Source organism: Pseudomonas sp. NPDC088444, assembly GCF_044900175.1.
Lineage (GTDB): Bacteria > Pseudomonadota > Gammaproteobacteria > Pseudomonadales > Pseudomonadaceae > Aquipseudomonas.
Window position 1 is genome coordinate 39,342 of sequence record NZ_JBJDNK010000015.1, and the last position, 25,947, is coordinate 65,288.

Below are 25,947 nucleotides of genomic sequence, written 5' to 3' on the forward strand. Positions count from 1 at the left end.
GTCACCTGTGATTCAGACAAAATCGGACCCGGCGCAAAAAACCGGATTCACATACGTTTTGTTGGGTGATGCAGGCGAGGATCGACCGCGTCAGGCAGTCGATCAGCCCAGCACAACCACGGCGGGCGGTGCGACAACGCACACGACCGGGCTGCTCACAGGAGAAGGCGGTGGATAACGGGTGATAAAGGCGGCCTGCATGCACACGCGCGCTTCAGCATCCGCAAACGCTGCGGCACTGAATGCGAACGGTGGGCGGGATGCAGGCATTGTCTGCGCCTTTTCAAAAAGAGGGGGTAAATGTTGCGATGTGTTGCAACACCGGGGCCGACTATAACCAGCCACCGGTGCCCGTGCAACAAGCTTTTATGACGATGCGGCCGTGATCACCAACTGAACTTGAGTTCGACGCCCAAATAGTTGCTGTCATGCCCTCCGGCATCGCGCACGGCCTGACCCACATCGTAATGCACCGCCTCGATGGCACCGCTCAGGTTGTTGGTGAACGCGTAATCCGTGCGCACCTGGCCGTAGGCGCCGGTCCAGCGGCTGCCCTGCCCCGCCGTGCCGGCGATGGCGATGTTGGGCTGGACGTACACCGCGTCTTCCGTGGTTTCGCGCCACTGCAAACCGATGGCGGTCTGCACGCTGAGCTTGGCAATCGGCTTGACCGTGATCGACGGCTTCACATGCAGAATGTTCGCGTAACCGGTGTAGCCACCCAGCGAGAAGTAATAGCCGTTGGGGAACAGCGGGTTGAACGTGCCCAAGGTCCCGTCACCACTGTGGCGGTCGCCCGACGCGGCATCCAGTTGCAGGCCCAGACGCGGCGTCCAGGTCGTGTCCGCGAAGGTGTATCCCACCCGACTGCCCGCCGCCCACGCGCGAATGCTTTTGGAACCCACCGAACCGGTCTGCCCCATGGCTTCCAGGTCCCAGTCGTAACCTTCGGCAGCCCCGCCAAGGCGGGCGTCGAAAATGTTCCGGTGCTCGGCGCCGTTGGCGTCCAGGTAGCTGGCCTCATCGCGTTCGAACAGACCGACGTAGGCCGACAGTTCATTACTGCCACCGACCAGTCGTTCGACACGCAGCATGTGGAAACGGAATTCATGGTTGGAGCGGTCGTCGAAATGACGCTCGTCCTGATACTGCACCGGTCGGCTGGCGATCCCGATGAAACGCCACAGCCCGGTTTCCCAGTCCGCCCACAGGGCATCGAACGACTGGCGCACGTTCGGGCCGTCGCGGGAGGAAATGAAGCGCTGCAAGTCGAACGCGAAATCCTGCCGACCGACCCGCGCCTTGAAGGTGTTGTCGCCGAATTTATTGATGTATTCGAGAAACGCCAGACGCAGGTCCGTACGGTTCTGGTCGGCAGCACCGATGGTGGTCTTGTCGTAGGCGCGCACGTCTTCAAGCTGGGTGAACAGCCGCCAGTTCTCGTTGAAATGCAGGTCCGCGTGGACCTGAAAACGTTGCAGCAGATAGGCATCGCGCGCGATGTTACGGGTGCCAAAACTGCTGGCGTCGTTCATTTCGAAACGCTCACGCAACGTGCTGCCCAGCGACAGGTACGTTTGCGGGTCGGCCTCGGACAGCGAAATGTATTTGAGGCTGTCCAGCGGCTCGGTTCTGAGGGCCGGGTCCGCCAGGACCGACCAATCCTCCTGCCAGCGATTGGTCTTGATGGCGGGCCGCGAGGCACTGTCGTCGGCATGGGCCTGAGCGCCGATCAGCGGCAGACTCACCGCTAACCAGACGCCGCTCAGGCCCCGACTGAGTCGTCCACTGACCACCGGTCAGCCTGCTTTGGTGAGTTGGTGAATTTCAGCGACGTAGCCGCCCGGAAACTCCACCACCGCCGCTTCGCGGCCTTCACTGGTGAACGGCTCGACGAGGGTCTTCACACCCGCGGCCTTCGCCTTACCCAGTGTCTCTTGCAGGCTGCTGACTTCATAACCCGTGGTGTCATGACCGAACGGATACGGCAGGTGCCCGTCGGTGACCAGCACGACCATTTTGCCGAACGGCGATTCGATGCGAATGCGCTCGTACGTCACGTCAGCACGTCCGATTTCCACGCCGGGCGCCTTTTTCGTGTCGCTCACGACTTTGCCGTGAGAGAACGCCAGGAACGATTTGACGAAGGCCGACGCGCGATCTTTCGAGACGTAGACGCGGTTTTCCGGAATGGTCTGGAACGGCGCGTAGCTCGGCACCTTGGTGTGCCAGTACAACTGCATGTTGACGCCGCCCGGCCACTGCACCACAGCATCGCGACCAATCGGATCCGGGAAGTCAGACACGATCACGTCAGCGCCCGCCTTGCGTGCTTCCTTCAGCGCAACGTCCATGTCCTTGACCAGATAGCCGTTACGCTCCTGGCCGAACGGAACCGGGATCGGCGTGGTGAAACCGAACAGCGACACAGTGCCCACGGGCGTCTGGATCAGTTGCGAGGTGGTGCTGCTCGGCACCGGCAGGACGTTGACCACCACTTGCGGGGTGCTCTGGCCGCCGAACGTGGCGGTGAAACTCTGCACGAAACGGTCGACATCCGCCGGGGCGACGTAGACGTGAGAGGTGTCATATTGCGGCGCAACGGCGACCGCGATCGGTGTCGCTTGTGCAAAGGCTGCGGTAGGAGCAACCACGGCGGCCATCGGCCCGGCAAGGCCCAGAACGGTGGCTGAAATCATCAGAAATCGGGCGCGCATGCACATCATCTCCAGGAACGAATAATGCGTTCATGGTCGATGCGCGGGCCTGTGTGAGATTGAATGGACGTGCTATTTCGCCGGAAACGTGCGAGCCAAAAACGACAAAGCGCCGCGACACGACGTGCCGCAGCGCCCTGTTTTAGAAGGGTTTCAGCCGAACAGCCAGTAACCCAGAAGCGTCAGAACGACCACCGCCAGTACCGGACGCAGGATGCGATAGGCCTTGGGGTTGGCGCGCTTGAACTGCTTGACCTTGCCGCTGATCACGTTGCTGAAACGCTTGCTGAAGGCATAGGCCTGGTTAATCCCGCCAACGCGCTCGTCATCCGTGTTCTGCGGCGCCGTCGCACGACCGAGGAAGGCACTGACGCTGCGATTGATGCGGGTCATGAAACGGTTGCTCAGCGGACGCTCGATATCGCAAAACAGGATGACTCGCGTCACGTCCGTCTCGTTCTTCACCCAGTGCACATAGGTCTCGTCGAACATCACGTCCTCGCCATCGCGCCAGGCGTAAACCTTGCCGTCGACGAAAATCCGGCAATCGTCGGAATTGGGGGTCGACAGGCCCAGGTGATAACGCAGCGAACCGGCGAACGGATCACGATGCGGGTTCAGGTGGCTGCCACCCGGCAACAGCGCGAACATCGCGCCTTTGACGTTGGGGATGCGGCTGACCAGTTCAACGGTTTTCGGGCACAGCGCTTCGGCCGACGGCAGCGGTTTGTCGTACCACTTCAGGTAAAAGCGCTTCCAGCCTTTCTTGAAGAACGAGCCGAAACCGGCGTCGTTGTCCTTGGCCGCCGCGCGAATATACCCCTCGTCGAACAGGTGCATGGCTTCGTCACGAATGACTTCCCAGTTGTCCTTGAGCACATCGAGTTCAGGAAACTTGCTGCGGTCCAGATACGGCTTGGACGGCACACTGGAAAACAGGTACATCAACGCGTTATATGGGGCGAACAACGCAGAGTGGTTCACGAACTGGCGCAATACCGGCAACCGCGCCTTGCCACGCAAATGCACGTACAGCGTGCTGCCCAGAAACAGCAGCAGAATCGCCGCCTTGGCAGCGAAAGAAAGGGTCATGAAACTCTCCTTGGAACAGATTGATTCTGTGGAGCACGCTTCTGCCCGAAGGGCGTAGGAGCGTGGCTTGCCAGCGATCGGCTGCACAGCAGTCGTAAAACCTGACACCTCGGTACACCTGACGCAATCGAGTTGTATGGTTTTGCTGGCGCTTCGGGCCAGATCGCGGGTGAACCACGCTCCTACGGGCTGACGCCCAGAATCAAAAGCAGATCGAAGCCAAACATTCTAATCACTACAAAACCCCGCCCCGTGACCTGCATCAGGCCTGCGGCGGGATCTGAATGGCGGCCATCATAAGCCTTCGTCGGCCCGGTAAAAAGCCACAGCGCCTTGCGATACGACTATTGGGTCAGCTCCTGTTCAGTAAACAGGTCGCTGAACAGCATGCTCGACAGGTAACGCTCGCCCGAGTCCGGCAGGATCACGACGATGGTCTTACCCTGCATCTCTGGCTTCTCGGCCAGACGCACCGCTGCCTGCATCGCCGCGCCACAGGAAATCCCGCACAGGATTCCCTCCTCCTGCATCAGCCGCAGCGCCATGGCCTTGGCCTCGTCGTCGCTGACCAGTTCTACCTTGTCGATGATCGACAGGTCGAGGTTTTGCGGGATGAACCCGGCGCCGATGCCCTGAATCTTGTGCGGGCTTGGGGTGATTTCCTGCCCGGCGAGGGCCTGAGTGATAATCGGCGAAACCATTGGCTCGACGGCCACCGACAGAATCGGCTTGCCTTGGGTATTTTTGATGTAGCGCGAAACGCCAGTAATGGTCCCGCCGGTGCCCACGCCTGCCACGAGCACGTCGATGGCGCCGTCGGTATCGTTCCAGATTTCCGGACCGGTGGTTTTCTCGTGAATCGCCGGGTTGGCCGGGTTCTCGAACTGCCCCGGCATGAAGTATTTACCCGGCTCGTTCGCCACCAGCTCTTCGGCCTTGGCAATCGCGCCTTTCATGCCCTTGGCAGGTTCGGTCAAGACCAGCTCGGCACCCAGCGCCTTCAATACTTTGCGACGCTCGATGCTCATCGACGCGGGCATGGTCAGCATCAATTTATAACCACGGGCTGCCGCCACGAAGGCCAGGCCAATCCCGGTATTACCCGACGTCGGCTCGACAATGGTCATGCCCGGCTTGAGTTTGCCCTTGCTTTCCGCGTCCCAGATCATGTTCGCGCCGATGCGGCATTTGACCGAATACCCCGGATTACGCCCCTCGATCTTGGCCAGAATCGTGACGCCGCGTGGCGCAAGGCGATTGATCTGCACCAGCGGCGTGTTGCCGATGGAGTGGGCGTTGTCTGCGAAAATACGGCTCATGACCGGGTCCTTGAACAGGTGGCGGAAAAGCTCAAAGCCTATGCCTTGAGCGCGTATCGCGTCCAGTCGAAGCGAACGGATCACCGCGCCGACAGTCAATCCCTTCATGCAGCCCCACTCATTCAGATCAAGCTGGGGCACATCGGAGAACGCTGCCATGAAACGTCGCTATCGCTGGCCGCTGTGGACCGTTGTGGTCCTCGTCGTACTGCTGGTCGCCGCGCACATCGCCTTGCCCTACGTGGTGCGCAATTACCTCAATGAAAAACTCGCCGACATGGGCGACTACCGCGGCCACGTGACCGATGTGGACCTGGCGCTATGGCGTGGCGCCTACAAGATCAATGGGCTGAACATTGTCAAAGTGGACGGCAAAGTGCCCGTTCCTCTGCTCAAAGTCCCGCTGATCGACCTCTCGGTCAGTTGGCATTCACTCTGGTACGACCACGCCGTGGTGGCTCAGGTTGCCTTCGTCAGCCCCGAGCTCAACTTCGTCGACGGCGGCGCCGACAAACAGCAATCCCAGACCGGTGCCGGGACCGACTGGCGGGAGCAGTTGAACAAACTGCTGCCCATCACCCTCAACGAAGTGCGCGTCGAAGACGGCAAGATCACCTTCAGCAACTTCAACTCCACCCCGAAAGTGAAAATCGAGGCCGACAAAGTCGATGCCAGCGTCTACAACCTCACCAACGTCGTCGATCAGGCCGGTAAACGCGATGCCCGATTCGAAGGCAAAGCCCTGTTGATGGGCCAGGCGCCGCTGGAGACCAGCGCCACCTTCGACCCGTTCAGCAACTTCGAGGATTTCGATTTCAAACTGCGCGCCACCGACGTACAACTCAAACGTCTGAACGATTTCGCCTCGGCCTACGGCAAATTCGACTTCAACGCAGGCAGCGGCGACATCGTCATCGAAGCCCAGGCCAACAAAGGCCAGCTCAGCGGCTACATCAAACCCCTGCTGCGCGACGTCGACATCTTCAACTGGCAACAGGACGTGGAAAACCAGAACAAAGGCTTCTTCCGCTCGATCTGGGAAGCCATGGTCGGCGCCAGCGAAACCGTGCTCAAAAACCAGCGCAAGAACCAGTTCGCCACCCGCGTCGAACTCAGTGGCAGTGTGCACAAGCAGGACGTCAGCGCGTTTCAGGCATTCTTGCAGATCCTGCGAAACGCCTTCGTGCAGGCGTTTAACACGCGGTATGACAGCGGGAAGAGTGAGGCGAAGTGATCAGTGCTCGCTCTGTAGCAGTCCGGCTTGCTGGTGGTGACGTCCGGCAAATCGCTGCCGTCGGCAAGCCGTACTGCTCCAGAAGGCATCACCTCAGCGACACCTTTGGGTGATCCTGAAAATCAGTCAAACCCCGACCAGCTATTCAGCAACTGAATAAAGGGTCTGCGTTCACAGTCGAGCGGCCTGCGCGTTATAGTCGGCGCATTCTTATGACCATTTTTTTGCCGTGCGGCACTGCGTCCGTACGCCACGTTCGAGGATTTTCCGATGAAGTTCGAAGGCACTCGCGCCTATGTCGCCACCGACGATCTGAAGCTGGCCGTCAACGCGGCGATCACGCTGGAGCGTCCGCTGCTGGTCAAGGGAGAACCCGGCACCGGCAAGACCATGCTCGCCGAGCAACTGGCCGAATCCTTTGGCGCCAAGTTGATCACCTGGCACATCAAATCGACCACCAAGGCCCATCAGGGTCTCTATGAGTACGACGCGGTCAGCCGCCTGCGCGATTCGCAACTGGGCGTCGATAAAGTTCATGACGTGCGCAACTACCTGAAGAAAGGCAAGTTGTGGGAAGCCTTCGAAGCCGAAGAGCGGGTCATCCTGCTGATCGACGAGATCGACAAGGCCGACATCGAATTCCCCAACGACTTGCTGCAAGAACTCGACAAGATGGAGTTCTACGTTTACGAGATCGACGAAACGATCAAGGCGAAAAAACGCCCGATCATCATCATTACCTCGAACAACGAAAAAGAACTGCCGGACGCCTTCCTGCGCCGCTGCTTCTTCCACTACATCGCCTTCCCCGACCGCAACACGTTGCAGCAAATCGTCGACGTGCATTACCCGGACATCAAGAAAGACCTGGTCAGCGAGGCGCTGGATGTGTTCTTCGACGTACGCAAAGTCCCGGGCCTGAAGAAAAAGCCTTCGACCTCGGAACTGGTGGACTGGTTGAAACTGCTGATGGCCGACAACATCGGCGAAGCCGTACTGCGCGAACGCGACCCGACCAAGGCGATTCCGCCATTGGCCGGGGCCTTGGTGAAAAACGAGCAGGACGTTCAACTGCTTGAGCGGCTGGCGTTCATGAGCCGTCGCGGCAATCGTTGATCCGGAGCAATCCCCATGTTGCTCAATCTGTTCAACGAAATGCGCGCAGCCAAAGTGCCGGTTTCGGTACGCGAGCTGCTGGACCTGATCAACGCCCTGAAACAGCGGGTGACGTTCGCCGACATGGACGAGTTTTATTACTTGTCCCGCGCGATTCTGGTCAAGGACGAGCGCCATTACGACAAGTTCGACCGCGCCTTCGGCGCCTACTTCAATGGCCTCGAAAAGCTCGACGATCACTTGCAGGCGCTGATCCCTGAAGACTGGCTGCGCAAGGAGTTCGAGCGCTCGCTGACCGACGAAGAACGCGCGCAGATTCAGTCCCTCGGCGGCCTCGACAAGCTCATTGAGGAATTCAAGAAGCGTCTGGAAGAACAAAAAGAACGCCATGCCGGAGGCAATAAATGGATCGGTACCGGCGGCACCAGCCCGTTCGGTTCCGGTGGCTACAACCCCGAAGGCATTCGTGTCGGCGATGCGGGCAAACGCCAAGGCAAAGCCGCCAAAGTCTGGGACCAGCGCGAATACAAAAACCTCGATGATCAGGTCGAACTCGGCACCCGCAACATCAAGGTCGCCCTGCGTCGCCTGCGCAAATTCGCCCGTCAGGGCGCGGCAGACGAACTGGACATCGACGGCACCATCGACCACACCGCTCGCGACGCAGGCCTTTTGAACATCCAGATGCGCCCGGAACGGCGCAACACCATCAAGCTGTTGCTGCTGTTCGACATCGGCGGCTCGATGGACGCCCATGTGAAGATCTGCGAAGAACTGTTCTCGGCCTGCAAGACCGAGTTCAAACACATGGAGTATTTCTACTTCCACAACTTCATTTATGAATCGGTATGGAAGAACAACCTGCGCCGCACTTCCGAGCGCACCTCCACCCAGGACCTGCTGCACAAATACGGCGCCGACTACAAAGTGATTTTCATTGGCGACGCGGCCATGGCCCCGTATGAAATCACCCAGCCGGGGGGAAGCGTCGAACACTGGAACGAAGAAGCGGGCTACGTCTGGATGCACCGTTTCATGGCCAAGTTCAAGAAAATCATCTGGATCAATCCTTACCCCAAGGATGCGTGGGGCTATACCACCTCGACCAACATCGTGCGGGATTTGATCGAGGATCAAATGTATCCGTTGACGCTGCGCGGGTTGGAGGAAGGGATGCGGTATCTGGCGAAATAACCCCGCCCAACGACACATGACCCTATGGGAGATTCTATGTTGACTGGTCAACTGCATTCGCCACCAAGGTGGCTCCCACAGAGTCAGCGCCGATCACAAACTCAAGGCTCTACACACATCGCTGTGGGAGCCGGCTTGCTGGCGAATGCGTCATCCCAGACACGATGTGCCGTCTGACCCACTTCATTCGCCAGCAAGCCGGCTCCCACAGGGTTTAGCGTACCCCCCTAAGCCGGTTTACCCCAGCACCTGCAAACACCCCACCTGCTCGCGCCACGCCACTTCCTGCACCACCGCTCTCATCCGCACCACCGCCCCCGGCAGTTGCTGCGCGAGCCGCGCGAGTGACAGCGGGGTCAACGCGCCGAGGCGGGGGTAACCGCCGATGGTCTGGCGGTCGTTGAGCAGGATGATCGGTTGGCCGTCTGGTGGCACCTGGATAGCGCCAAGGGGAATGCCTTCGGAGATCATGGGCTTGCCTTGATAAACCAACTCCGGCCCCAGCAGGCGCATGCCCATGCGGTCGGCGCGGCTGTCGAGGGTCCAGTCGCTGTTGAAGGCGTCGAACAGGCTTTGCCCGCTGAACTGGCCGATCTGAGCGCCGAGCACGACGTCCAGCGGGCGGGTGTCTTCAAGGTTCGGAATCAGGTGATCGGGCAAGGGGCTCAATTCAAACGAGGTCCCTGAGTAGCTCAGTTGATCGCCCTGCTTCAGCGCTTTGCCACTGCCATCAAGGCCGCCCAGCCCTTCCCTTCCTACCGTCGCGCAGCTGCCCAGCACATCGACCGCATCGAAACCTCCGGGGGCGGCAAGGTAGGCTCGCGCACCTGAAATCGGCTGGATGAAGCGCAATTGCTGGCCTTTTCGGACAAAGAAACTGCGCCATGGCGCAATCGGGCGGTCGTCCAGCATCACGCCCAAATCCGCCCCTGCCAAGGCAAGGCAACAATCCGATTCAGCGACAAGCACCAACCCGCCCAAGGCCACTTCGACCACTGCGGCATCAAGCGGGTTATTCAGCAGCTTGTTTGCCCAGGCCATGGACAACCAGTCCAGCGCCCCGCCTTGGGTCACGCCCAGATGGCGCACACCAAAACGCCCCGCGTCCTGCAACAGACACAACGGCGTACTGCTTTTGACGGTCAACAGGCTCATGCCAGTGCCTCCAACGGGGTGTCGTCGCCGCCCAGGCGGATGAATTCGGCGTGATCGATGGGTTCATAACGCACGGTATCGCCGGGCTGCATCAGGCTGTAGCCGTCGATCTCACGATCAAACAGTTTCGCCGGGGTACGTCCCAAGATGTTCCAGCCACCGGGAGACTCCAGCGGGTAAGCCGCCGTCTGACGTTCGGCGATGCCAACGCTGCCTGCCGCGACGCGTTTGCGTGGAGTGTTGATTCGGGGGGCTGCGAGTATTTCCTCCACCAACCCCATGAACGCGAAGCCCGGCGCGAAGCCCAGCGCAAAGACCTGATATTCGCGCTGGCTGTGGCGTCGAATCACTTCATCCATCGGCAAACCACTGCGCTTGGACAGCAGCGTCAATTCCGGGCCGACGCTGAGGTCGTACCAGACCGGCAGCACATGCCGTCGCCCGCCTTTGCCTGCGTCCGGTGCAAGGTCGTTCAACGCCTCGATGATCAGTGCCCGCGCCTGCTGCGGCGCCAGCGCCATCAGGTCGTAATGCACCATCAGCGTGGTATACGACGGCACCAGATCGATCAACTGTGCACCGAAGCCCTCGCGCAGCCGCAGGCTGGCGGCGAGCATCCACGGCATGTTGGCTTCGTCGATGGCGTCGAACAGACGCACCATCAGGCAATCGATCGCGACGACTTCGATACGCAGATTCATAGGGCGGACGTCTTGCCCAGCGCCTCACGGATGCGCTGCACGGCGGCGATGGAGCTGGCGTTGTCGCCATGCACGCAAAGAGTGTCCACCTTGAGGTTCAGCTCGCTGCCATCACTGGCAATCAATGGTTCGCCGCGGGACAGGGTCAGTGCCTGCGCGATGATCAGTTCCGGATCGTGATGCACCGCGCCCGGCAGGTTGCGTGACACCAAGCGCCCTACGCTGTCGTAGGCCCGGTCGGCAAAGGCCTCGAACCACAAGGTAACGCCGAACTCATCGGCAATGGCTTGCGCGGCGCTGTTGTCACGCATCGAGAGCAGCATCAATGGCAGCTCGGGGTTGTAGCGGGCGATGCCTTCGATGACGGCACGCAGTTGGGTCGGGTTGGCCATCATGTCGTTGTACATCGCGCCATGGGGTTTGACGTAACGTACGCGCCCGCCCTGAGCGCGGGCCACACCATCGAGGCCACCGATCTGGTAATGGAGCAAGTCTTGAATCTCTTGCGGCGAACAGGCCATCGAACGGCGCCCGAAGCCCACCAGATCCGGATACGCCGGGTGCGCACCGATGATGACATTGTGGGTCAGGGCCAGGGCCACGGTCTTGCGCATGACGCTGGGGTCCCCGGCATGAAAGCCGCAGGCGATGTTGGCGCAATCGATGTACGGCATGACCTCGGCGTCCAGACCCATGGTCCACGCGCCGTAGCTTTCGCCGATGTCACAGTTCAATAACAGGCGGCCCAAGGGGTGATCTCCTGTGCGAATGAATGTCGGGGACGAGGCTTGAGTCTACGCGCGGGAAGCCGCTGAAACACGCCAGTCATGTGAAGGCGCATTCTTGGGTGAGAGGGGACAGGACGTCCAACGAATAAAAGCGCGGGGGTGGGATAAGAAAAAGTGAACGGGGTCCAAGGCGATGCGTTTTGCGGCGCCGGCTTGCTGGCGATAGCAGCGGGTCAGGCAGCATGGTTGTGTCTGGACTGCCGCTATCGCCAGCAAGCCGGCTCCCACAGGTTTAGCGGTGAATACGCAACTCGGATCGGGCGCGATCTTTGTGGGAGCCGACTTACTGGCGATAGCAATGGGTCAGGCGCATCGGCAATGGCTGACCGTCTACAATCGCGAGTAACCTCACTCCCACTCCCGATTGACCCGGCGCTTATACACTCGACCGACGAACAGCCAGTCAATGAACACCACAAAGCTTTCGATCACCAGTGAGAACAACAACGCGCAGGCCAGGCCCCAGCCGATGACTTCCGGCGACAGCAGGACCTGCCACGTGTAGCCGTTCCAGGTCTCGGTGCGGATGTCCGGGTCAGCCGCCGTCAGAACGTGCCAGGCGCGCAAATACCACGGACCTTGCAACGCCATGAACTCACGATCCAGCACTTGATTGCGGGTCAACAGGTTGCTGATGTTGTTGGCGTCGGTTTTGAACACCGGGTCATCGCTGCTGCGGTAGTGCTGGATCAGTGCCTGCACATCGCCATTGAAGAAGCGCTGAGCAGTTTCGTTGTAGCCCCGCAGGTTCTGCTGCGCTTCCATCAAATGCGCTTCGACGCGCTTGCTGTAATCGCTGATAAATCCGGGTATCTGCACGCCGATCAACAGGCCTGCGGTGAACAACACCAATCGCACATAGCTTCGCAGCATAGATCCCTCTCGATCAGGTTCGGCCTTCGGCCACGCACTCGCCACGACGCCACAAGCTCCAGTGGCCCGGTTCGTAGCGATTCCAGGTCTCGTTCTCCGTCAACGGCTCGGTGGCAATGACTGTGACCACATCGTTGGGGGTTGTTTCCGCCTGAAAATCGACGATCACGTCGACATCCTTCAATCGCGCGGGGCCAAACGGTGCACGGCGGGTGATGTGGACGAGTTTGGTAGAGCAATAGCAGAACAGCCAATCGCCATCACTCAACAGACCGTTGAATACGCCCTTGCTGCGGTATTCGTTGCAGGCCTGGACGAGCGTCGGCAACAACTGCTCGGCCTCAACAGGTTCAGGAAAGGCTTCGCGCACGCGGTTGAGCAGGTCGCAAAACGCCGCCTCACTGTCGGTATCCCCCACTGGCCGGTAGAACGTGGCGCTCGGGTGAAAGTCCGCCAATTGGCCGTTGTGAGCGAAGCACCAGTTACGGCCCCACAATTCACGCACGAAAGGATGAGTGTTGGACAGGCAGACCTTGCCGACGTTGGCCTGGCGAATATGCCCGATCACCACTTCGCTCTTGATCGGGTAGCGCTGCACCAGTTGCGCGACTTCGGACTCGCTGCTGGCCGCAGGGTCCTGAAACACCCGCAGGCCGCGCCCTTCGTAGAAACCGATGCCCCAGCCATCACGATGGGGACCGGTACGACCGCCCCGCTGCATCAGCCCGGTGAAGCTGAAGACGATGTCAGTCGGTACATTGGCACTCATGCCCAGAAGTTCACACATGCTCGGGTCTCGATGGTTCAGCGACGGGCTTTCAGGTCAAAGCTTGGGTTCAACCCGCGAGCGAACGCCGGGGCCAGCACCTCGGACAGGCGCCGCAGTCTGGCCGGCATAACGGGAAGTCCCCTGCGTGGCAAACGGCTCGTCGTCTGCCTTCTCCTCGGCAGCGGCCTGTGCGGCAGCCGCTTCAGCATGAGCCTGACGGGCCTTTTTCTTGCGCAGGAAAGGCAGACGGATCAGTGCGAAAATGACGTAAAGACCCAGGGCAATCGACCCGTAAGTCGACAGATCCAGCGCCGCACGCCAGACGTTGTTGCCCACTTTGAGGCCCAGATCAAGCACGCTGATAGCCAGCGCCGGGGCGTACTTTTCCTTGACCGGGTCGATGATGGTCGGGCAGAACAACAGCACCGCGCCGATCACGCGCAGTGGCTCACGCAGGTAGCGCCACATCCAGCCGGTGAGCTTGAACCACACCAACAGACAGCCCAACGCGGCGAACGCGTAAAGGCCCCAGGCAATCAGATAGTCGTTGTCGGTCATGACGTCCGTGGTAAGGCAGGTAAAGAGGCGCTTATGATAACGACTTTTCGCCAGCCTGGCTTACCCGGCTTCAGTTATCGGCCCGCTTCGCCAGCAAAACGCTCGCCCAAGCGGCCTGTTTCACTTTTGAGAGAGCCTCGCATGCCTTCATCCCTCAGCACTTCCAGCGCTCCAATTGCCCGCAAAGGCGACGGCGCCGATCCGTATGCCTGGCTGCAGAATCGCGATACCGACGAGGTGCTCGACTACCTCAAGGCCGAAAACAGCTATCAGGAACAGCAACTGGCCGATCAAGAAGCGTTGCGTGAAACCCTGTTCCAGGAGATCAAGGGCCGCATCCTCGAAACCGACCTGTCGTTGCCCTCCCCGTGGGGTCCGTACCTGTATTACACCCGCACCACCGAGGGTGACGAATACGCCCGCCACTACCGCTGCCCGCGCCCGGCAGACGATTCGCAAACCGTCGATGATAGCGCCGAAGAGCTGCTGCTGGACCCGAATGCGCTGGCCAACGGCGGGTTCTTTTCCCTGGGTGCCTTCAGCATCAGCCCGGACCACCAGCGTCTGGCCTATAGCACCGACACCAGCGGCGATGAGGTTTATCAGCTGTTCGTGAAGGAATTGAGCACCGGGACTGTCATCGGTCTGCCATTCGAAGAGTGCGACGGCAGCATGACCTGGGCCAATGACAGCCAGACCCTGTTCTTTGGCGAACTGGACGACACCCATCGCCCTCACAAGCTGTATCGCCACAAGTTGGGCACCGATGCAGCCGATCTGGTGTTCAGCGAACCCGACGGGCGCTTTTTTCTGCATTGCTATCGCACCAGTTCCGAGCGGCAACTGGTGCTGGCGCTGGACAGCAAGACCACTGGCGAGAGCTGGGTGCTGGACGCCAGCAAGCCCGAGCAGGCGTTCGTGTGTGTCGCACCGCGCAGCGAAGGCCATGAATATTCGGTCGACCACGGCCTGATCGACGGCACCTGGAGCTGGCTGATTCGCAGCAACCAGGCCGGTATCAACTTCGCCCTGTTTCATGCGCCGGAACAGGCCTGCGGCGTGCCCGACCGCAGCGACTGGCAAAGGCTGGTCCCTCACAGCGATACGGTCATGCTCGACGGCTTCAGCCTCAACGCTCGTGGTCTGACCTTGAGCCTGCGCGAAGGCGGGCTGCCCATCGTCGAAGTTCACCCACAGGGCTTGCCGCCTTATCGCGTGCAACTGCCGGACGCGGCCTACAACCTGTATGTGCAAGACACCCTTGAGTTCGAGAGCGACAAGATTCGTCTGCGCTATCAATCCCTGAATCGTCCGCCGCAGGTTCGTCAATTGACCCTGGCCACCGGGGAGCAAGTCGTCCTCAAGGAAACGCCCGTACTGGGCGTGTTCGACGCCGATGCCTACGTCAGCCAGCGCCTGTGGGCGACCGCTGCGGACGGCACGCAAGTACCGATCAGCCTTGTCGTCAAACGCGAGCTCGCCGGTCAGCCGGTGCCACTTTATCTGTACGGCTACGGCGCGTACGGCGAAAGTCTGGACCCATGGTTCTCTCATGCCCGGTTGAGCCTGCTCGATCGCGGTATCGCCTTCGCCATCGCCCATGTACGCGGCGGCGGCGAGTTGGGTGAGGCTTGGTACCGCACGGGCAAACAGGAACACAAGCAAAATACCTTCAGCGACTTTATCGCCTGTGCCGAGCACCTGATTGCGCAAAACCTGACCACCGCCGAGCAACTGGTGATCAGCGGCGGCAGCGCGGGTGGCCTGTTGATCGGCGCGGTGGTCAATCAACGCCCTGAGCTGTTCAAGGCGGCAATTGCCGAAGTGCCGTTCGTCGACGTACTCAACACCATGCTAGATCCGGACCTGCCGTTGACCGTGACCGAATATGACGAGTGGGGCAATCCTCAAGAGCCTGAGGTTTACGCCCGGATCAAGGCCTATGCGCCTTACGAAAACGTCAGCGCGCAGGCGTATCCGGCGATGCTGGTGATTGCCGGGTACAACGACAGTCGGGTGCAGTATTGGGAGGCGGCCAAGTGGGTGGCCAGATTGCGCGACACCAAAACCGACGACCATTTGCTGCTGCTCAAGACCGAACTGGGCGCCGGGCATGGCGGGATGAGCGGGCGGTATCAGGGATTACGTGACGTAGCGCTCGAATACGGATTTATCTTCAAGGTATTGCAACTGGCCTGAGGAACTCTCTTCCGACCATCTGTCCTATCAGACGGCTCCTGCTGACGTGTAGTCTGGAGCCGTTTTCCGAGTCCCGTTTTTACGACACTGACAAGAACATCGCCATGCCGACAGCTTCCTCTCTGAACAATGAAATCCGTGAAATGCTGATGGACTGTGGTCTGTTTCTCGCCCTGACGCCTGCGGACTTTTCTGCGGCGGCGGGCTATTTCAGCATCAGCAGCATCGAAAAAGGCGAAGCCATCTTCAACGAGGGCGACGCGGGCACCTTCATGTGCATCATTCATTCGGGCACGGTGTCGGTGCAGAAGCTCAATAGTGAAGGCAAGCCAGTGGAAACGGCCATTCTGCGCAGTGGCCGCGCCTTTGGGGAAATGGCGGTGCTAGATGGCGAACGCCGATCCGCGAGCTGCGTCGCAGCGTCGTCCTGCTACCTGCTGAACCTGGGCAAGGACTCACTGGACAAGATGCTCAACGACGCGCCGAAGGTGGCCGCCAAGATCATTCGCGCCATTGCCATCGCTATGTCCAAGCGCCTGCGCATGATGGATGGGCAGGTGTTGGCGCAGCAGGAGTAGCAACGCTCAGATTGTGGGAGCCGCCTTGGTGGCGAATGCGGTTGATCAGCCACCCTGGAATCAAGGGGCTGGCTTGGCAGGCGTCATCGCAGGCAATGGCTCATCATCCTTCGGCGGCCCCGGTTGCGGAATCTTTGGCAATAACGGCGGATTGCCCTGCCCTCCCACACGCGGGACGCTGGGGGGCGAGACCTGAGGGTACGGCGTTGGCGTGGCCGTTCCGGGCGAACCGGACGTCGCGGCAATCGGCTCGGGCGGGTTGAGGACAGGTTGCAACGATTCGGCAAACACGGGCGACATACCCACTGCCATCAGCGCAAACACCGCTGGAATGAACCCCTTCATCGTTGGCCTCCACAGCCAATCTTCTGTCATGACGCTCAGGCTACTCCTGCGCGAGAAAATTGCCACTGCCTGACATGGCTGTAGAACCCACGTCAACGCGCTAAACTCGCCCCATTGCCAACCGCACACGAAACAGGTGACACCATGAGCTCCACCAATACCTCCAAGCTCGACCGCATTCTGGCCGATGCCAAACGCGACAAGGAGATGGGCTACCGCGACAAAGCGCTGAAGATGTACCCCCACGTCTGCGGCCGCTGCGCCCGGGAATTTTCCGGCAAACGCCTGAGCGAACTGACCGTGCATCACCGCGACCACAACCACGACAACAACCCGCAGGACGGCTCGAACTGGGAACTGCTCTGCCTGTTCTGTCACGACAACGAGCACTCTCGCTACACCGACCAGCAATACTTCTCCGACAGCTCTCTCGGTTCGCCGAAAACGGCCAAGGCCACTCACAACCCGTTTGCCGCATTGGCCGGGATGATGAAGAAGGACGATTGAGATTCGCTCCGTAGCGGTCAGTTCATCTCCCGAGACCTGCGTATAATCCCGCGCTTTCCCCTAAGAGCACCCTCCCCGTGGCCAACAAACGCTATGCCTGCATCGGCTTGTACAACCCCAAATCCCCGGAAAACGTCGGTTCGGTGATGCGCGCGGCAGGCTGCTACGGCGTGGCGTCGGTGTTCTACACCGGCAAGCGGTACGAGCGGGCACGGGATTTTGTCACCGACACCAAGAAGATCCATCAGGACATTCCGCTGATCGGCATCGACGACCTGAAAAAGATCATTCCTCTGGGTTGCGTGCCGGTGGCCGTCGAGCTGGTAGAAGGCGCTCGCGCACTGCCCGAATACACTCACCCGGATCGCGCGATCTACATTTTCGGCCCTGAAGACGGCTCGCTGGACAAAGATATCCGCGACTGGTGCGAGGACGTCGTGTATATCCCCACCACCGGCTGCATGAACCTGGCCGCGACCGTCAACGTCGTGCTTTACGACCGCATGGCCAAGGGCAACAACACTCGCTCTGGCCCGCTGTTCGGCCGCGAAACCGATCGCACCTGATCGCCTTGTCGCGACAAACGTATTGAACAGTTTTCGGTTGTGGCAGTCAGCTACAGGGACCATACCTTTCATGGAGAATCCATCATGAGCGATACCCCGATCCTCAAACGCGTCGAACGTCCGCTGCGTGAACTCCCCGAGCAAAACGTACAAGGCTGGGAGCGCATCGGCTCTTTGGCCGGGGGCGTGCTGATGATGGGCAAGGGCCTGCGCCGTGGCGGGCTATTCGGCCTGGTGCAACTGGCCATTGGCGGCGCAGTGCTGGCACGGGGTATCACCGGTCATTGCTCGGCCAAGGCGTTGCTGGAGAAAAGCCGCAGTGACATGGCCGTGGCCCGTGCGCGTATCGAAGAGGCAGGCGCTGAGTTGAGCAAGCTCAAGACCAAGGCCGAAGTGGCGGCAGAAGAAGCCGTGGTGAAAAGCATCGATGCGGTGAAGGGGCCGAAGGGCGCCTGATCTGGGCATATTGGTCCTGCCTGCACATTCTCTGTAGCAACACGGCTTGCCGGCGGTAGCGATTTCAATGACGCCACCGCCGACAAGCCGTGCTGGTGCAGATAAAACAGCGATCCTACAAAAGCGGCGTAGCCAACACCTTAGACGGCTCGCCCATCACCCCGGCGCTGAGTTGCGCGAAATCCTCTGTCGTCACCGGCCCCATACGCACCAGCCCTTGCATTACATCGTCCAGCGACTTCTGGTCGTCGGTCTTGCGCCGGATTTCCTGATCCAGTGCCCCCATCAGCAGTGCAGCGCGTGCGGTCATGGCCTGATCGACATGAACCGCACGTAACGTCGTCACCTTGCGCCCGACCCGCGTCAGGATCGATTGCCAGTCCTGATAGCGATCCTCGGTCATCCCGCCGGAACGCCGCAGCAACTCCACGGCGTAATACTCGGCAACGCCTGCGCGGATCCAGTCACTTCGATCCTTCGTCTGAACCCGAGCGAACACCTGCACCAACTCCCGCAACACGGGACTGGCGCCGCTCTCACTGATCAACGGGCGATTGCTGTTGAGGTAGATCGAATCGTGCCCGGCACTGGCATTTCGAGCCATGGAATCCGCCGCGCCGACCACCAGCAATTTGCCCGGCGTGCGCGGGAAAATGGCTTGCAGACGAGGCCAGACGAACGTCAGCAGCGTCAGGCTTTCCATGCGGCGCATGCCCTGCCCTTTTGGTGCACTGACCGTGACATCGGTGTCACCCAGATGAGCACGACGGTTGATCAGATTCCCCGCCAGCATCCAGCCGGTGGGCCGCTCGAAAAGACGCGAGGCGTTGTCAATGCGAAAGCGGTTCTTGCCGATGCGCGGCCACGAGGTTTCGACATCGCGCCACCCCGGCGGCAAATCGAACGTCAGACGCGCCTGCAAGCGTACGCCGTCCTGCTGATCGAGCCGGGCGGCGGGCACCAGGTCCTCGCCGCGAAACAGCGCCCACTCGGCGGTCATGCGGCTGTCGTAACGAGGCTTGTCCGAATGCGTGTCCACAGCAGGTCGATCGATTCGTACGCGATACGTCAACGTGGCCTTGCCTATCGCGGGTTTCCAGATACCCCGCAAGGCAGTGCCCGAGGGTGCCGGTTCGGTCGTCCACTGGCCGTCCGCCGCAAAGTCGCTGAAATACCCCTGCTCGCCCAGATTCAGATTCAGGCTGCGCACCACGCTGCCCTGCTCCAGGGTCACGCGCACTTCGGCCTGATCGCTCTGGGGCAATAAGGTGACGTGGTAATCCAGGTCGACTTTTTTCACCGCCCACGCAGGCAGGCTGACGAGCAGCAGAACGGCACACAGCGAAAGGTGATAACGCACGGGCAGACCACTCCTGTTGCGACAGGCTGTTGGATCGAATCAGCTCACGAAGGGATCAGCCCGCGCGGAAAATCAGGTAATCCTCCCAATCGTCTTCGGCCACGCTCGTTTCGCTGAGCATACGGCCGGACTGGGAAATACGCTGCTTGTGGACCTGCTCGCGATCACCACACACCAAGTGGTGCCAGGCGGGCAGGTCCTTGCCTTCGCTGACCAATCGATAGCCGCAAGTGGGCGGCAACCACTTGAACTCATCGGCCTGACCCGGCGTGAGTTGAATGCAATCGGGCACCAACGCCTTGCGATTCGGATAATCGGCACATTGGCAGGTCTTCAGGTCCAGCAACTTGCAGGCGATGCGCGTGTAATACACGCTGCCATCGTCCTCATCTTCAAGCTTTTGCAGACAGCACAGGCCACAGCCGTCACACAACGACTCCCACTCCACCGGATTGAGTTGGGTGAGGGTTTTGCGCATCCAGAAGGGTTCGACGTCGGCGGCCATGGCGTACGGGAATCGGTATCGGTGATGAAAAGGCCGCCAGTCTAGTGGCACATCGCATGGGGGCCAAGCATTGGCGACTGTCGGTAGCCAGAGGCTTGTCATCACCGGGTCGGCGCAGTAGCTTTATGCCCTCGCACGCTCTGATCAGAGCCCTGCCCGCATCAACCGCTTCGACGATGCCTGCCGTCCACGGCCCATCCGATGGATTCCGCTTGCCGCTTCTGCCAGCAGGCGGTCACTTAAACCTGTTCAGGATCATCCTTTCATGAGTGCCAACCCACGCGTTGCCGAATACGCCATCCACTCGCAATTCACCGATCGCTGGTCGCCTCGTGCGTTCACTGGCGAAAGCATCCCGCAAGAGACGCTGCTGAGTTTTTTCGAAGCCGCTCGCTGGGCACCGTCGGCCTACAACTCGCAGCCATGGCGCTTTCTGTATGCCCGTCGCGACACGCCCGACTGGGAGCGTTTTCTGGGCCTGTTGAACGAGTTCAACCGGGGCTGGGCACAGCACGCGTCGGCGCTGGTGATCGTCATCTCCAAAACGACCTTCACGGCGCCCGGCGCCACTGAAGAAACACCTGCGTTGTGGCACACCTTCGACACCGGATCGGCCTGGGGCCACCTGGCGCTGCAAGCGAGCCTGAGCGGCTGGCACACCCACGGCATGGCCGGCTTCGATCAGGAACTGACTCGCAAGGAGCTGAAGATTCCGGAAGGCTACGCACTGCACGCCGCCGTCGCCATTGGCAAGCTGGGCGACAAATCGACCCTGGCCGAATACCTGCAAGCCCGCGAAGTGCCAAGCCCACGTCGTCCGCTGGCTGAATTGGCGGCTGAGGGGGATTTCAGCCTGTAAGCATGGCAGGAGTTACATCGATCTAACGAACACCGCCCCCCTGTGGGAGCGAACTCATTCGTTCCCACAGGTTTCGGGGGCAATCAGGTCGAACGTAACCCGACCTCAATACCCCTTCGCGAAATCCACTTCCCCACGCAACGCTTCACCCGCCACATACGCATTCAGATTCTCGACGAACAATCGGGTCATCGCAGGCGGTGAGGTCGGGGCCGAGCTGTGGCCGGTCAACAGCAGCCCCCAAGCCGTCCAGAACGGATGGCGCTGCGGCAACGGCTCCTGACGGCAGACGTCGATCACGGCGCCCGCCAGATGCCCCTCTTTCAACGCGTGAACCAGATCGGCATCCACCACTGCCACGCCACGTCCGACGTTGATGAACAACGACGACGGCTTGAATTGGGCAAACAGCTTCGCGTCGTAGATATCGTGGGTTTGCGGGGTATTCGGCAACAGGTTGATCACGAAGTCCGCGTCGGCCACCAGTCGGGGCAGATCGTCCAGCGCCCCCACTTCGACGAACGGCGCGAGCGTACGTGACGTCGAGGCCACGCCATACACCTGCACCCCAAACGGCACCAGGAACTGCGCCACGCTGACACCGATATCCCCCGTGCCCACGATCAGCGCCTTGCGCCCGGCCAGACTCAGGCCAGGCCGGTTATCCCACTTGCGCTCGACCTGGCTCACCAGCCGCGCCAGCACCTCGCGCTCATGCACCAGCATGTAAGTCAGTACGAACTCGGCCATGACTTGGCCAAAAATCCCCACGGCGCGGGTCAATCGATAATTGCGGTTGAGGCCCTCGGCCAGCAACGGCGTGATTCCCGCCCAGGTCGATTGTGCCCATTGAGGTGTATGGCCCTGGCGCAGCAGCGTGGCGAGCAGATCAGGCTGACCCAGCCAGATCGGCGAATCTACCGCCATTTTCGCCAGTTCGGCAGAGTCGCCGCTGCTCAGGATTTCAATGTCGGGAGCGGCCTTGCGCAGCAAATCGGTGTAAACGGCGTAATCGTGTTCGGCAATCAGAACGCGCATGAAATCAAAACTCGAAAAAACAGAACATGCGACCGCCGGGCCCCGGGCTGCGCTCGTTCAACGACGAAGACACCCCTCGACCCACAAACGGCCTGGTATACCCCTGCGATGAATGGCAGGGGATCAGCGATCAGACCGGATCGTTGCGGCGCAGCAACTCGTCGGGCAGATGCTCGATGTACTCTTCCTCGGCGGGCGGCATCTGCAGGTGATAACCCTGTTTTTCCAGATTTTCCAGCACCGTGTGGATGTCTTCACGGGCCAGGGTGCGCTCGGGACTCAGCACCAGATCGAACGCGTGTTGCGGCTTGCCGAACGCGGTGAGCAAACCTTCTGGAACCCGCTCCAGCGCCTCGCTCTTGAGCACGTAGAGGTACATTTCGTTTTTGCGTGGGCTGCGATAGATGGAGCAAATCTGTTTCAAGGCTGTTCTCCGGCAGTGGCCAGGCTGTCGAGCAGCATCTGGCCCATCAATTCACGGCGCCAGCCACGCAGCGAATCGGGCAGTTGGTAGGGACCGTCAGGGAAACCGGTCTTGAGCAAGGCTTCGAGCGTCTTCTTGCGCAGCATCAGTTCCGGCGCCATGTTCAGGCGTTCCGCTTGCTGCTGACCAATGCTGCGCAGGCGCTTCAATACATTCGATGCTTCGATGGGCAGTGGCTCCGGCAACGCCGGAGGCCAGAGATCAGGCGATACGTTGCCTGCCGTCTTGATCAGGTTCAGCAGGAATTCGCCGTCCTGACGTACGGTCTTGGGGTGCATGTCTTCGATTTTCGCCAGCGCGCCCAGGTTGTCCGGCTGACTCTTGGCCAGCGGCCACAGCGAGTGCTCACGCAGGATGCGGTTGCGAGGCTGATCGCGCAGGCGGGCCTGCTGCTCACGCCAGGCGCACAGCTCGCGCAGCACGTTCAACTGCGCGCGAGACAGTTTCCACGCCAGCTTGGCTTCACGATAGATCTCATAAGGGTCGGTCTCGCGGCGCAGGTTGGCGACCAGTTCGGCGCCATCTTCCAGGACCCAGGCGTACTTGTCGTCTGACAAACGCGGGCGCAGCAGGGCATACACCTCCGCCAAATGCACGGCGTCTTCCGCTGCGTAGCTGATCTGAGTCTCTGACAGCGGACGCTGCAACCAGTCCGAACGGGTCTCGCCTTTGGGCAGTTCGATGTTCAGCACGTCCTGTACCAGACGCGAGTAGCCCATCGAGAACCCCAGGTTCAGGTAGGCCGCCGCGAGCTGGGTGTCGAACAAGGGCACAGGCAGGCTGCCGGTCAGGCGCAACAGCACTTCGAGGTCTTCACTGCAGGCATGCAGAACCTTGATGACGTCGGTGTTTTCCAGCAGCGCAGACAGGGGCGCCCAATTGCCGATCAGCAAAGGGTCAATCAGAAAGGCACGGGCACCGTCGCCGATCTGCAACAGACCCGCGATGGGATAGAAGGTGTCGACCCGCATGAATTCGGTGTCGAGCGCGACGAATGGCAGTTTCTGCCACTCGGCGCAGTGGTGGGCGAGGCTGTCGTCGTCGCGAATCCAGTGAATATCGATGGCCACACGGCTCTCCCTTGAAGAATGGCGCGCAGTATATATCGCTCAGGGCGTTTACCGGGCATCCGTCCTGCAAGTCTTGAACAACTTCATCTTCCGCGTTTATCGATAACGCCCTGTCAGACGACCGCCCATCGGATTAATAACCGGATTTGCGCAGCACATACACGCGCCACATGGCATAACCCGGGAGAAAATCGTGGTGGCCGACCATACGAAAACCCGCGTCGAGAAACTCCGACTCGATCTGATTGCGGCACACCACGAAGCGGTTGCGTGGCGTTTGCGTCCCCCCTAACGACAACCGATGCTGCTCCTGACGCTTGCGGCGCCAGGCTTTCAGGTTGCCATCGACCCACAACGCGACGATGGCCGTGTCACGGGTCACGCGATAGAACTCGTCAAGAATCGCCCGGCGCTGGTCACTGTCGGCGATGTGGTGAAACAGGCGCATGCAGAAGATGCAATCCACCGCATTGGCCGACAGATCGATGGAGAGCGCTGAGCTCTGGAACGTCCGGATGCGCTTGCGCACCTCGATCGGGGATTGCGTCTCGGCAATGTCCAGCATGTCGATGGAGGGATCCGCCGCCAGGATCACCCGATTGGCGTGCTCGGCCAACACCGGCCAGAACCGCCCGGCACCGGACGGCAAGTCCAGCACCAGACCAGGATCCCCCGCATCGCGCAAGGCCAGACGCGCCAACTGTGCGTCGCGCCACAGGCTCAAACGCCGCGCCAGTCCCTGCTCATGGCGGTGAACATAGTCCCGCAGCGAACGTTGATCCGTCGTGTGCTCATTCATTGGCCAGTACCCCATCCGTGTAAATACCCCGGCAGCCCGCGAACATGTCCAGCGCCGGGTTGTAGACGCTGGTGTGAACCTGCAACAGCCCCAACATCGAATGGAACAGGTTGTCCTGACTGAGCGGGGCATTGCGCTCTTTCTGCAAACAATGAGTGTCCACGGCGAACGACTGCTGATAGTTATCGGAGAACCAGGCGATCATCGGCACATGTTTTTGTTGATCCGGAGCCAACAGATAAGGCGTGCCGTGCAGGAACAAATTATATTCACCCAATGACTCACCGTGGTCGGACAGGTACAGCATCGCGGTGTCCACTTTATTCTGGTTGCTGCGCAATATATCGATCAACGACGCCAACACATGATCGGTGTACAACAAGGTATTGTCGTAACCGTTAATGATGCTGTCGCGAGAACAGTTATTCAGCGCATTACTTTCACAGACCGGTGTAAACTTTTCGAATTCTTTTGGGTAACGCTTGAAGTATTCAGGTCCGTGACTGCCCATCTGGTGCAATACCAGCACCGTGTCCTTGTCCAGGTGGTCGATGAAGTTCTGCAGGCCTTGCAACAGGATCTCGTCACGGCATTCGTTGTTGGCGCACAGCACGGGGTCCTTGAGATTGCTGACGTCTTGCAGGGTCACCCGGTCGCAGGTGCCTTTGCAGCCCGACTGGTTGTCACGCCAGATCACGTCAAGGCCCGCACGCTTGAGCACGTCGAGCATGCCTTCCTTGTTTTTGGCAACGCTGGCGTCGTAATCCTTGCGGCCCATGTTGGAAAACATGCACGGCACCGACACGGCGGTCTCTGTGCCACAGGAGTGCACGTCGGTGAACGTCAGCAGGCCGCGCTCTTTCTTCAACTGAGGCGTGGTGTCACGGTTGTAGCCCAGAATACCGAAGTTCTCGGCACGCGCGCTCTCGCCCACGACCAGCACTGTCAGGGACTTGCGCTTGTGCTGTTGCCACTCACTGGCCAGTTTCGCGTCTTCGCCAATGGCCACGAACGGTTGCCGGGCAGACTTCACCTGCTCGCTCAAATACCCCATCGAGGCGCCAATGTAGTTGCTTGGCACCACCATCAGGCGCAATTCATGGTGATTGCGAAACAACGAGGACAGCCCCTGATAATTCATCAGCGCCACGCCACCGATCACACTGGCGCTCACCGCGCTGACGATCACCTTGCTCAGCACTTCACGAGGCCAGCGGCGGTAATGAATAGGGGTCTTCCAGAGAATCACCGACGGCACGAGGCCAAGAAATAACAAGTAAGCCAACAGTTTCAAGGACAACAAACCTTGCACTTCGGTGGCATTGGTTTCCGCAAAGTTACGAAACATGCCTGAATCGATCAGCACGCCGTATTCACTCATGAAATACGCAACACCGGCACTGATCATGAACAGCGTGATCAATACAGGCTTCAAAACTCTCTTGAACGCAAACAGCGTCAGAACAATATTGAATACACACAACACCATGATCGCGAACGCACTGCGCAGCAAAAGCCCCTGACCGGTGAAGTCAGTGATGGTGAATAAATGCCGCCACAGCGTGAGGTTAAACCCGGCCAATAAGAAAACACTGGCGAGCAGGGTCGCAAGCTCCGGACGAACTGCTTTTACGTTCAACATGGGAATCTGTGTGCCTGAAAAAT

Annotated in this window: 28 protein-coding genes; 9 read left to right on the forward strand and 19 right to left on the reverse strand. The window is 60.1% G+C overall.

The genetic code is table 11. The features are described from left to right. Positions 1-102: 102 nt before the first annotated feature. The 5 genes from ACI2KB_RS24815 to cysK all read right to left on the reverse strand — a co-directional run bounded on the left by ACI2KB_RS24815 (position 103) and on the right by cysK (position 5,128). The gene (locus ACI2KB_RS24815) at positions 103-270 is read right to left on the reverse strand and encodes a hypothetical protein (protein WP_404638982.1); all 168 of its coding nucleotides are present in this window, start codon (positions 268-270) and stop codon (positions 103-105) included. Between the two features lie 116 nt (positions 271-386). Then, positions 387-1,796 carry an alginate export family protein gene (locus tag ACI2KB_RS24820; RefSeq protein ID WP_404638984.1) on the reverse strand — a complete coding sequence of 470 codons (1,410 nt, stop codon included), beginning with the start codon at positions 1,794-1,796 and terminating at the stop codon, positions 387-389. Between the two features lie 3 nt (positions 1,797-1,799). Then, complete coding sequence (locus ACI2KB_RS24825) at positions 1,800-2,663, reverse strand: glyoxalase (RefSeq protein WP_404639143.1); 864 nt, start codon at positions 2,661-2,663, stop codon at positions 1,800-1,802. Positions 2,664-2,870: 207 nt separating this feature from the next. Further along, on the reverse strand, positions 2,871-3,809 hold the full coding sequence (locus tag ACI2KB_RS24830; RefSeq protein WP_404638986.1) for an aspartyl/asparaginyl beta-hydroxylase domain-containing protein: 939 nt from the start codon (positions 3,807-3,809) through the stop codon (positions 2,871-2,873). Between the two features lie 344 nt (positions 3,810-4,153). After that, on the reverse strand, positions 4,154-5,128 hold the full coding sequence (cysK, locus tag ACI2KB_RS24835; RefSeq protein WP_404639145.1) for a cysteine synthase A: 975 nt from the start codon (positions 5,126-5,128) through the stop codon (positions 4,154-4,156). Between the two features lie 157 nt (positions 5,129-5,285). Here cysK and ACI2KB_RS24840 point away from each other — a divergent pair, with 157 nt between their 5' ends. From ACI2KB_RS24840 to ACI2KB_RS24850, 3 genes are all read left to right on the forward strand, one after another. Further along, the gene (locus ACI2KB_RS24840; protein WP_404638988.1) at positions 5,286-6,362 is read left to right on the forward strand and encodes a DUF748 domain-containing protein; all 1,077 of its coding nucleotides are present in this window, start codon (positions 5,286-5,288) and stop codon (positions 6,360-6,362) included. Between the two features lie 270 nt (positions 6,363-6,632). Then, the gene (locus ACI2KB_RS24845; protein ID WP_081567723.1) at positions 6,633-7,478 is read left to right on the forward strand and encodes a MoxR family ATPase; all 846 of its coding nucleotides are present in this window, start codon (positions 6,633-6,635) and stop codon (positions 7,476-7,478) included. Between the two features lie 15 nt (positions 7,479-7,493). After that, positions 7,494-8,672 carry a VWA domain-containing protein gene (locus ACI2KB_RS24850; RefSeq protein WP_401144761.1) on the forward strand — a complete coding sequence of 393 codons (1,179 nt, stop codon included), beginning with the start codon at positions 7,494-7,496 and terminating at the stop codon, positions 8,670-8,672. 237 nt (positions 8,673-8,909) lie between these two features. Here the strand turns inward: ACI2KB_RS24850 and ACI2KB_RS24855 are convergent, their stop codons facing one another. From ACI2KB_RS24855 to ACI2KB_RS24880, 6 genes are all read right to left on the reverse strand, one after another. Next, positions 8,910-9,827 carry a biotin-dependent carboxyltransferase family protein gene (locus ACI2KB_RS24855; protein WP_404638991.1) on the reverse strand — a complete coding sequence of 306 codons (918 nt, stop codon included), beginning with the start codon at positions 9,825-9,827 and terminating at the stop codon, positions 8,910-8,912. Next, a complete protein-coding gene (locus tag ACI2KB_RS24860) occupies positions 9,824-10,528 on the reverse strand; it encodes an allophanate hydrolase subunit 1 (RefSeq protein WP_404638993.1) in 705 nt (234 codons plus the stop codon). Before ACI2KB_RS24860 ends, ACI2KB_RS24855 begins: the two co-directional genes overlap by 4 nt. After that, entirely contained in the window at positions 10,525-11,277 is a 753-nt protein-coding gene (locus ACI2KB_RS24865) for a 5-oxoprolinase subunit PxpA (protein ID WP_404638995.1), read from the reverse strand. Before ACI2KB_RS24865 ends, ACI2KB_RS24860 begins: the two co-directional genes overlap by 4 nt. 387 nt (positions 11,278-11,664) lie before the next feature. After that, positions 11,665-12,189 carry a DUF2937 family protein gene (locus ACI2KB_RS24870; protein WP_404638997.1) on the reverse strand — a complete coding sequence of 175 codons (525 nt, stop codon included), beginning with the start codon at positions 12,187-12,189 and terminating at the stop codon, positions 11,665-11,667. Positions 12,190-12,202: 13 nt separating this feature from the next. Then, positions 12,203-12,976, reverse strand: coding sequence for a class II glutamine amidotransferase (locus ACI2KB_RS24875; protein WP_404638999.1), 774 nt, complete (start codon positions 12,974-12,976; stop codon positions 12,203-12,205). A 36-nt stretch (positions 12,977-13,012) separates the two neighbouring features. Next, entirely contained in the window at positions 13,013-13,516 is a 504-nt protein-coding gene (locus ACI2KB_RS24880; RefSeq protein ID WP_404639001.1) for an MFS transporter, read from the reverse strand. Between the two features lie 141 nt (positions 13,517-13,657). On the opposite strand from ACI2KB_RS24880, the gene ACI2KB_RS24885 reads away from it, so the two are divergent. Together ACI2KB_RS24885 and ACI2KB_RS24890 are read left to right on the forward strand one after the other, a co-directional pair. Then, a complete protein-coding gene (locus tag ACI2KB_RS24885) occupies positions 13,658-15,715 on the forward strand; it encodes a S9 family peptidase (protein WP_404639003.1) in 2,058 nt (685 codons plus the stop codon). A gap of 104 nt (positions 15,716-15,819) precedes the next feature. Further along, on the forward strand, positions 15,820-16,293 hold the full coding sequence (locus ACI2KB_RS24890) for a cyclic nucleotide-binding domain-containing protein (protein WP_404639005.1): 474 nt from the start codon (positions 15,820-15,822) through the stop codon (positions 16,291-16,293). Between the two features lie 60 nt (positions 16,294-16,353). On the opposite strand, the gene ACI2KB_RS24895 is transcribed toward ACI2KB_RS24890, so the two are convergent. Then, complete coding sequence (locus ACI2KB_RS24895; RefSeq protein WP_404639007.1) at positions 16,354-16,638, reverse strand: hypothetical protein; 285 nt, start codon at positions 16,636-16,638, stop codon at positions 16,354-16,356. Between the two features lie 144 nt (positions 16,639-16,782). Here ACI2KB_RS24895 and ACI2KB_RS24900 point away from each other — a divergent pair, with 144 nt between their 5' ends. From ACI2KB_RS24900 to ACI2KB_RS24910, 3 genes are all read left to right on the forward strand, one after another. Continuing rightward, entirely contained in the window at positions 16,783-17,145 is a 363-nt protein-coding gene (locus ACI2KB_RS24900; protein WP_404639009.1) for a YajD family HNH nuclease, read from the forward strand. Between the two features lie 77 nt (positions 17,146-17,222). After that, entirely contained in the window at positions 17,223-17,711 is a 489-nt protein-coding gene (locus tag ACI2KB_RS24905) for an RNA methyltransferase (protein WP_404639011.1), read from the forward strand. Between the two features lie 84 nt (positions 17,712-17,795). Beyond that, complete coding sequence (locus tag ACI2KB_RS24910; RefSeq protein WP_404639013.1) at positions 17,796-18,167, forward strand: DUF2892 domain-containing protein; 372 nt, start codon at positions 17,796-17,798, stop codon at positions 18,165-18,167. A 115-nt stretch (positions 18,168-18,282) separates the two neighbouring features. Here ACI2KB_RS24910 and ACI2KB_RS24915 read toward each other — a convergent pair whose 3' ends face one another. Next, on the reverse strand, positions 18,283-19,533 hold the full coding sequence (locus ACI2KB_RS24915; protein ID WP_404639147.1) for a hypothetical protein: 1,251 nt from the start codon (positions 19,531-19,533) through the stop codon (positions 18,283-18,285). Positions 19,534-19,582: 49 nt separating this feature from the next. Beyond that, positions 19,583-20,032 (reverse strand): YcgN family cysteine cluster protein, encoded by a 450-nt coding sequence (locus ACI2KB_RS24920; RefSeq protein ID WP_404639015.1) that lies wholly within the window; start codon positions 20,030-20,032, stop codon positions 19,583-19,585. A 265-nt stretch (positions 20,033-20,297) separates the two neighbouring features. On the opposite strand from ACI2KB_RS24920, the gene ACI2KB_RS24925 reads away from it, so the two are divergent. Continuing rightward, a complete protein-coding gene (locus tag ACI2KB_RS24925; RefSeq protein WP_404639017.1) occupies positions 20,298-20,891 on the forward strand; it encodes a nitroreductase family protein in 594 nt (197 codons plus the stop codon). A gap of 105 nt (positions 20,892-20,996) precedes the next feature. Here the strand turns inward: ACI2KB_RS24925 and ACI2KB_RS24930 are convergent, their stop codons facing one another. The 5 genes from ACI2KB_RS24930 to ACI2KB_RS24950 form a co-directional block, all read right to left on the reverse strand. Further along, positions 20,997-21,929 (reverse strand): D-2-hydroxyacid dehydrogenase, encoded by a 933-nt coding sequence (locus tag ACI2KB_RS24930; protein ID WP_404639019.1) that lies wholly within the window; start codon positions 21,927-21,929, stop codon positions 20,997-20,999. A 130-nt stretch (positions 21,930-22,059) separates the two neighbouring features. After that, the gene (locus ACI2KB_RS24935; protein ID WP_404639021.1) at positions 22,060-22,353 is read right to left on the reverse strand and encodes a YcgL domain-containing protein; all 294 of its coding nucleotides are present in this window, start codon (positions 22,351-22,353) and stop codon (positions 22,060-22,062) included. After that, positions 22,350-23,483 (reverse strand): ribonuclease D, encoded by a 1,134-nt coding sequence (rnd, locus tag ACI2KB_RS24940; RefSeq protein ID WP_404639023.1) that lies wholly within the window; start codon positions 23,481-23,483, stop codon positions 22,350-22,352. Before rnd ends, ACI2KB_RS24935 begins: the two co-directional genes overlap by 4 nt. Positions 23,484-23,616: 133 nt before the next feature. Then, positions 23,617-24,282 carry a class I SAM-dependent methyltransferase gene (locus ACI2KB_RS24945; protein WP_404639025.1) on the reverse strand — a complete coding sequence of 222 codons (666 nt, stop codon included), beginning with the start codon at positions 24,280-24,282 and terminating at the stop codon, positions 23,617-23,619. Further along, positions 24,275-25,924, reverse strand: coding sequence for a phosphoethanolamine transferase (locus ACI2KB_RS24950; RefSeq protein WP_404639027.1), 1,650 nt, complete (start codon positions 25,922-25,924; stop codon positions 24,275-24,277). The genes ACI2KB_RS24945 and ACI2KB_RS24950 overlap by 8 nt, the downstream gene beginning before the upstream one ends. Positions 25,925-25,947 lie beyond the last annotated feature (23 nt).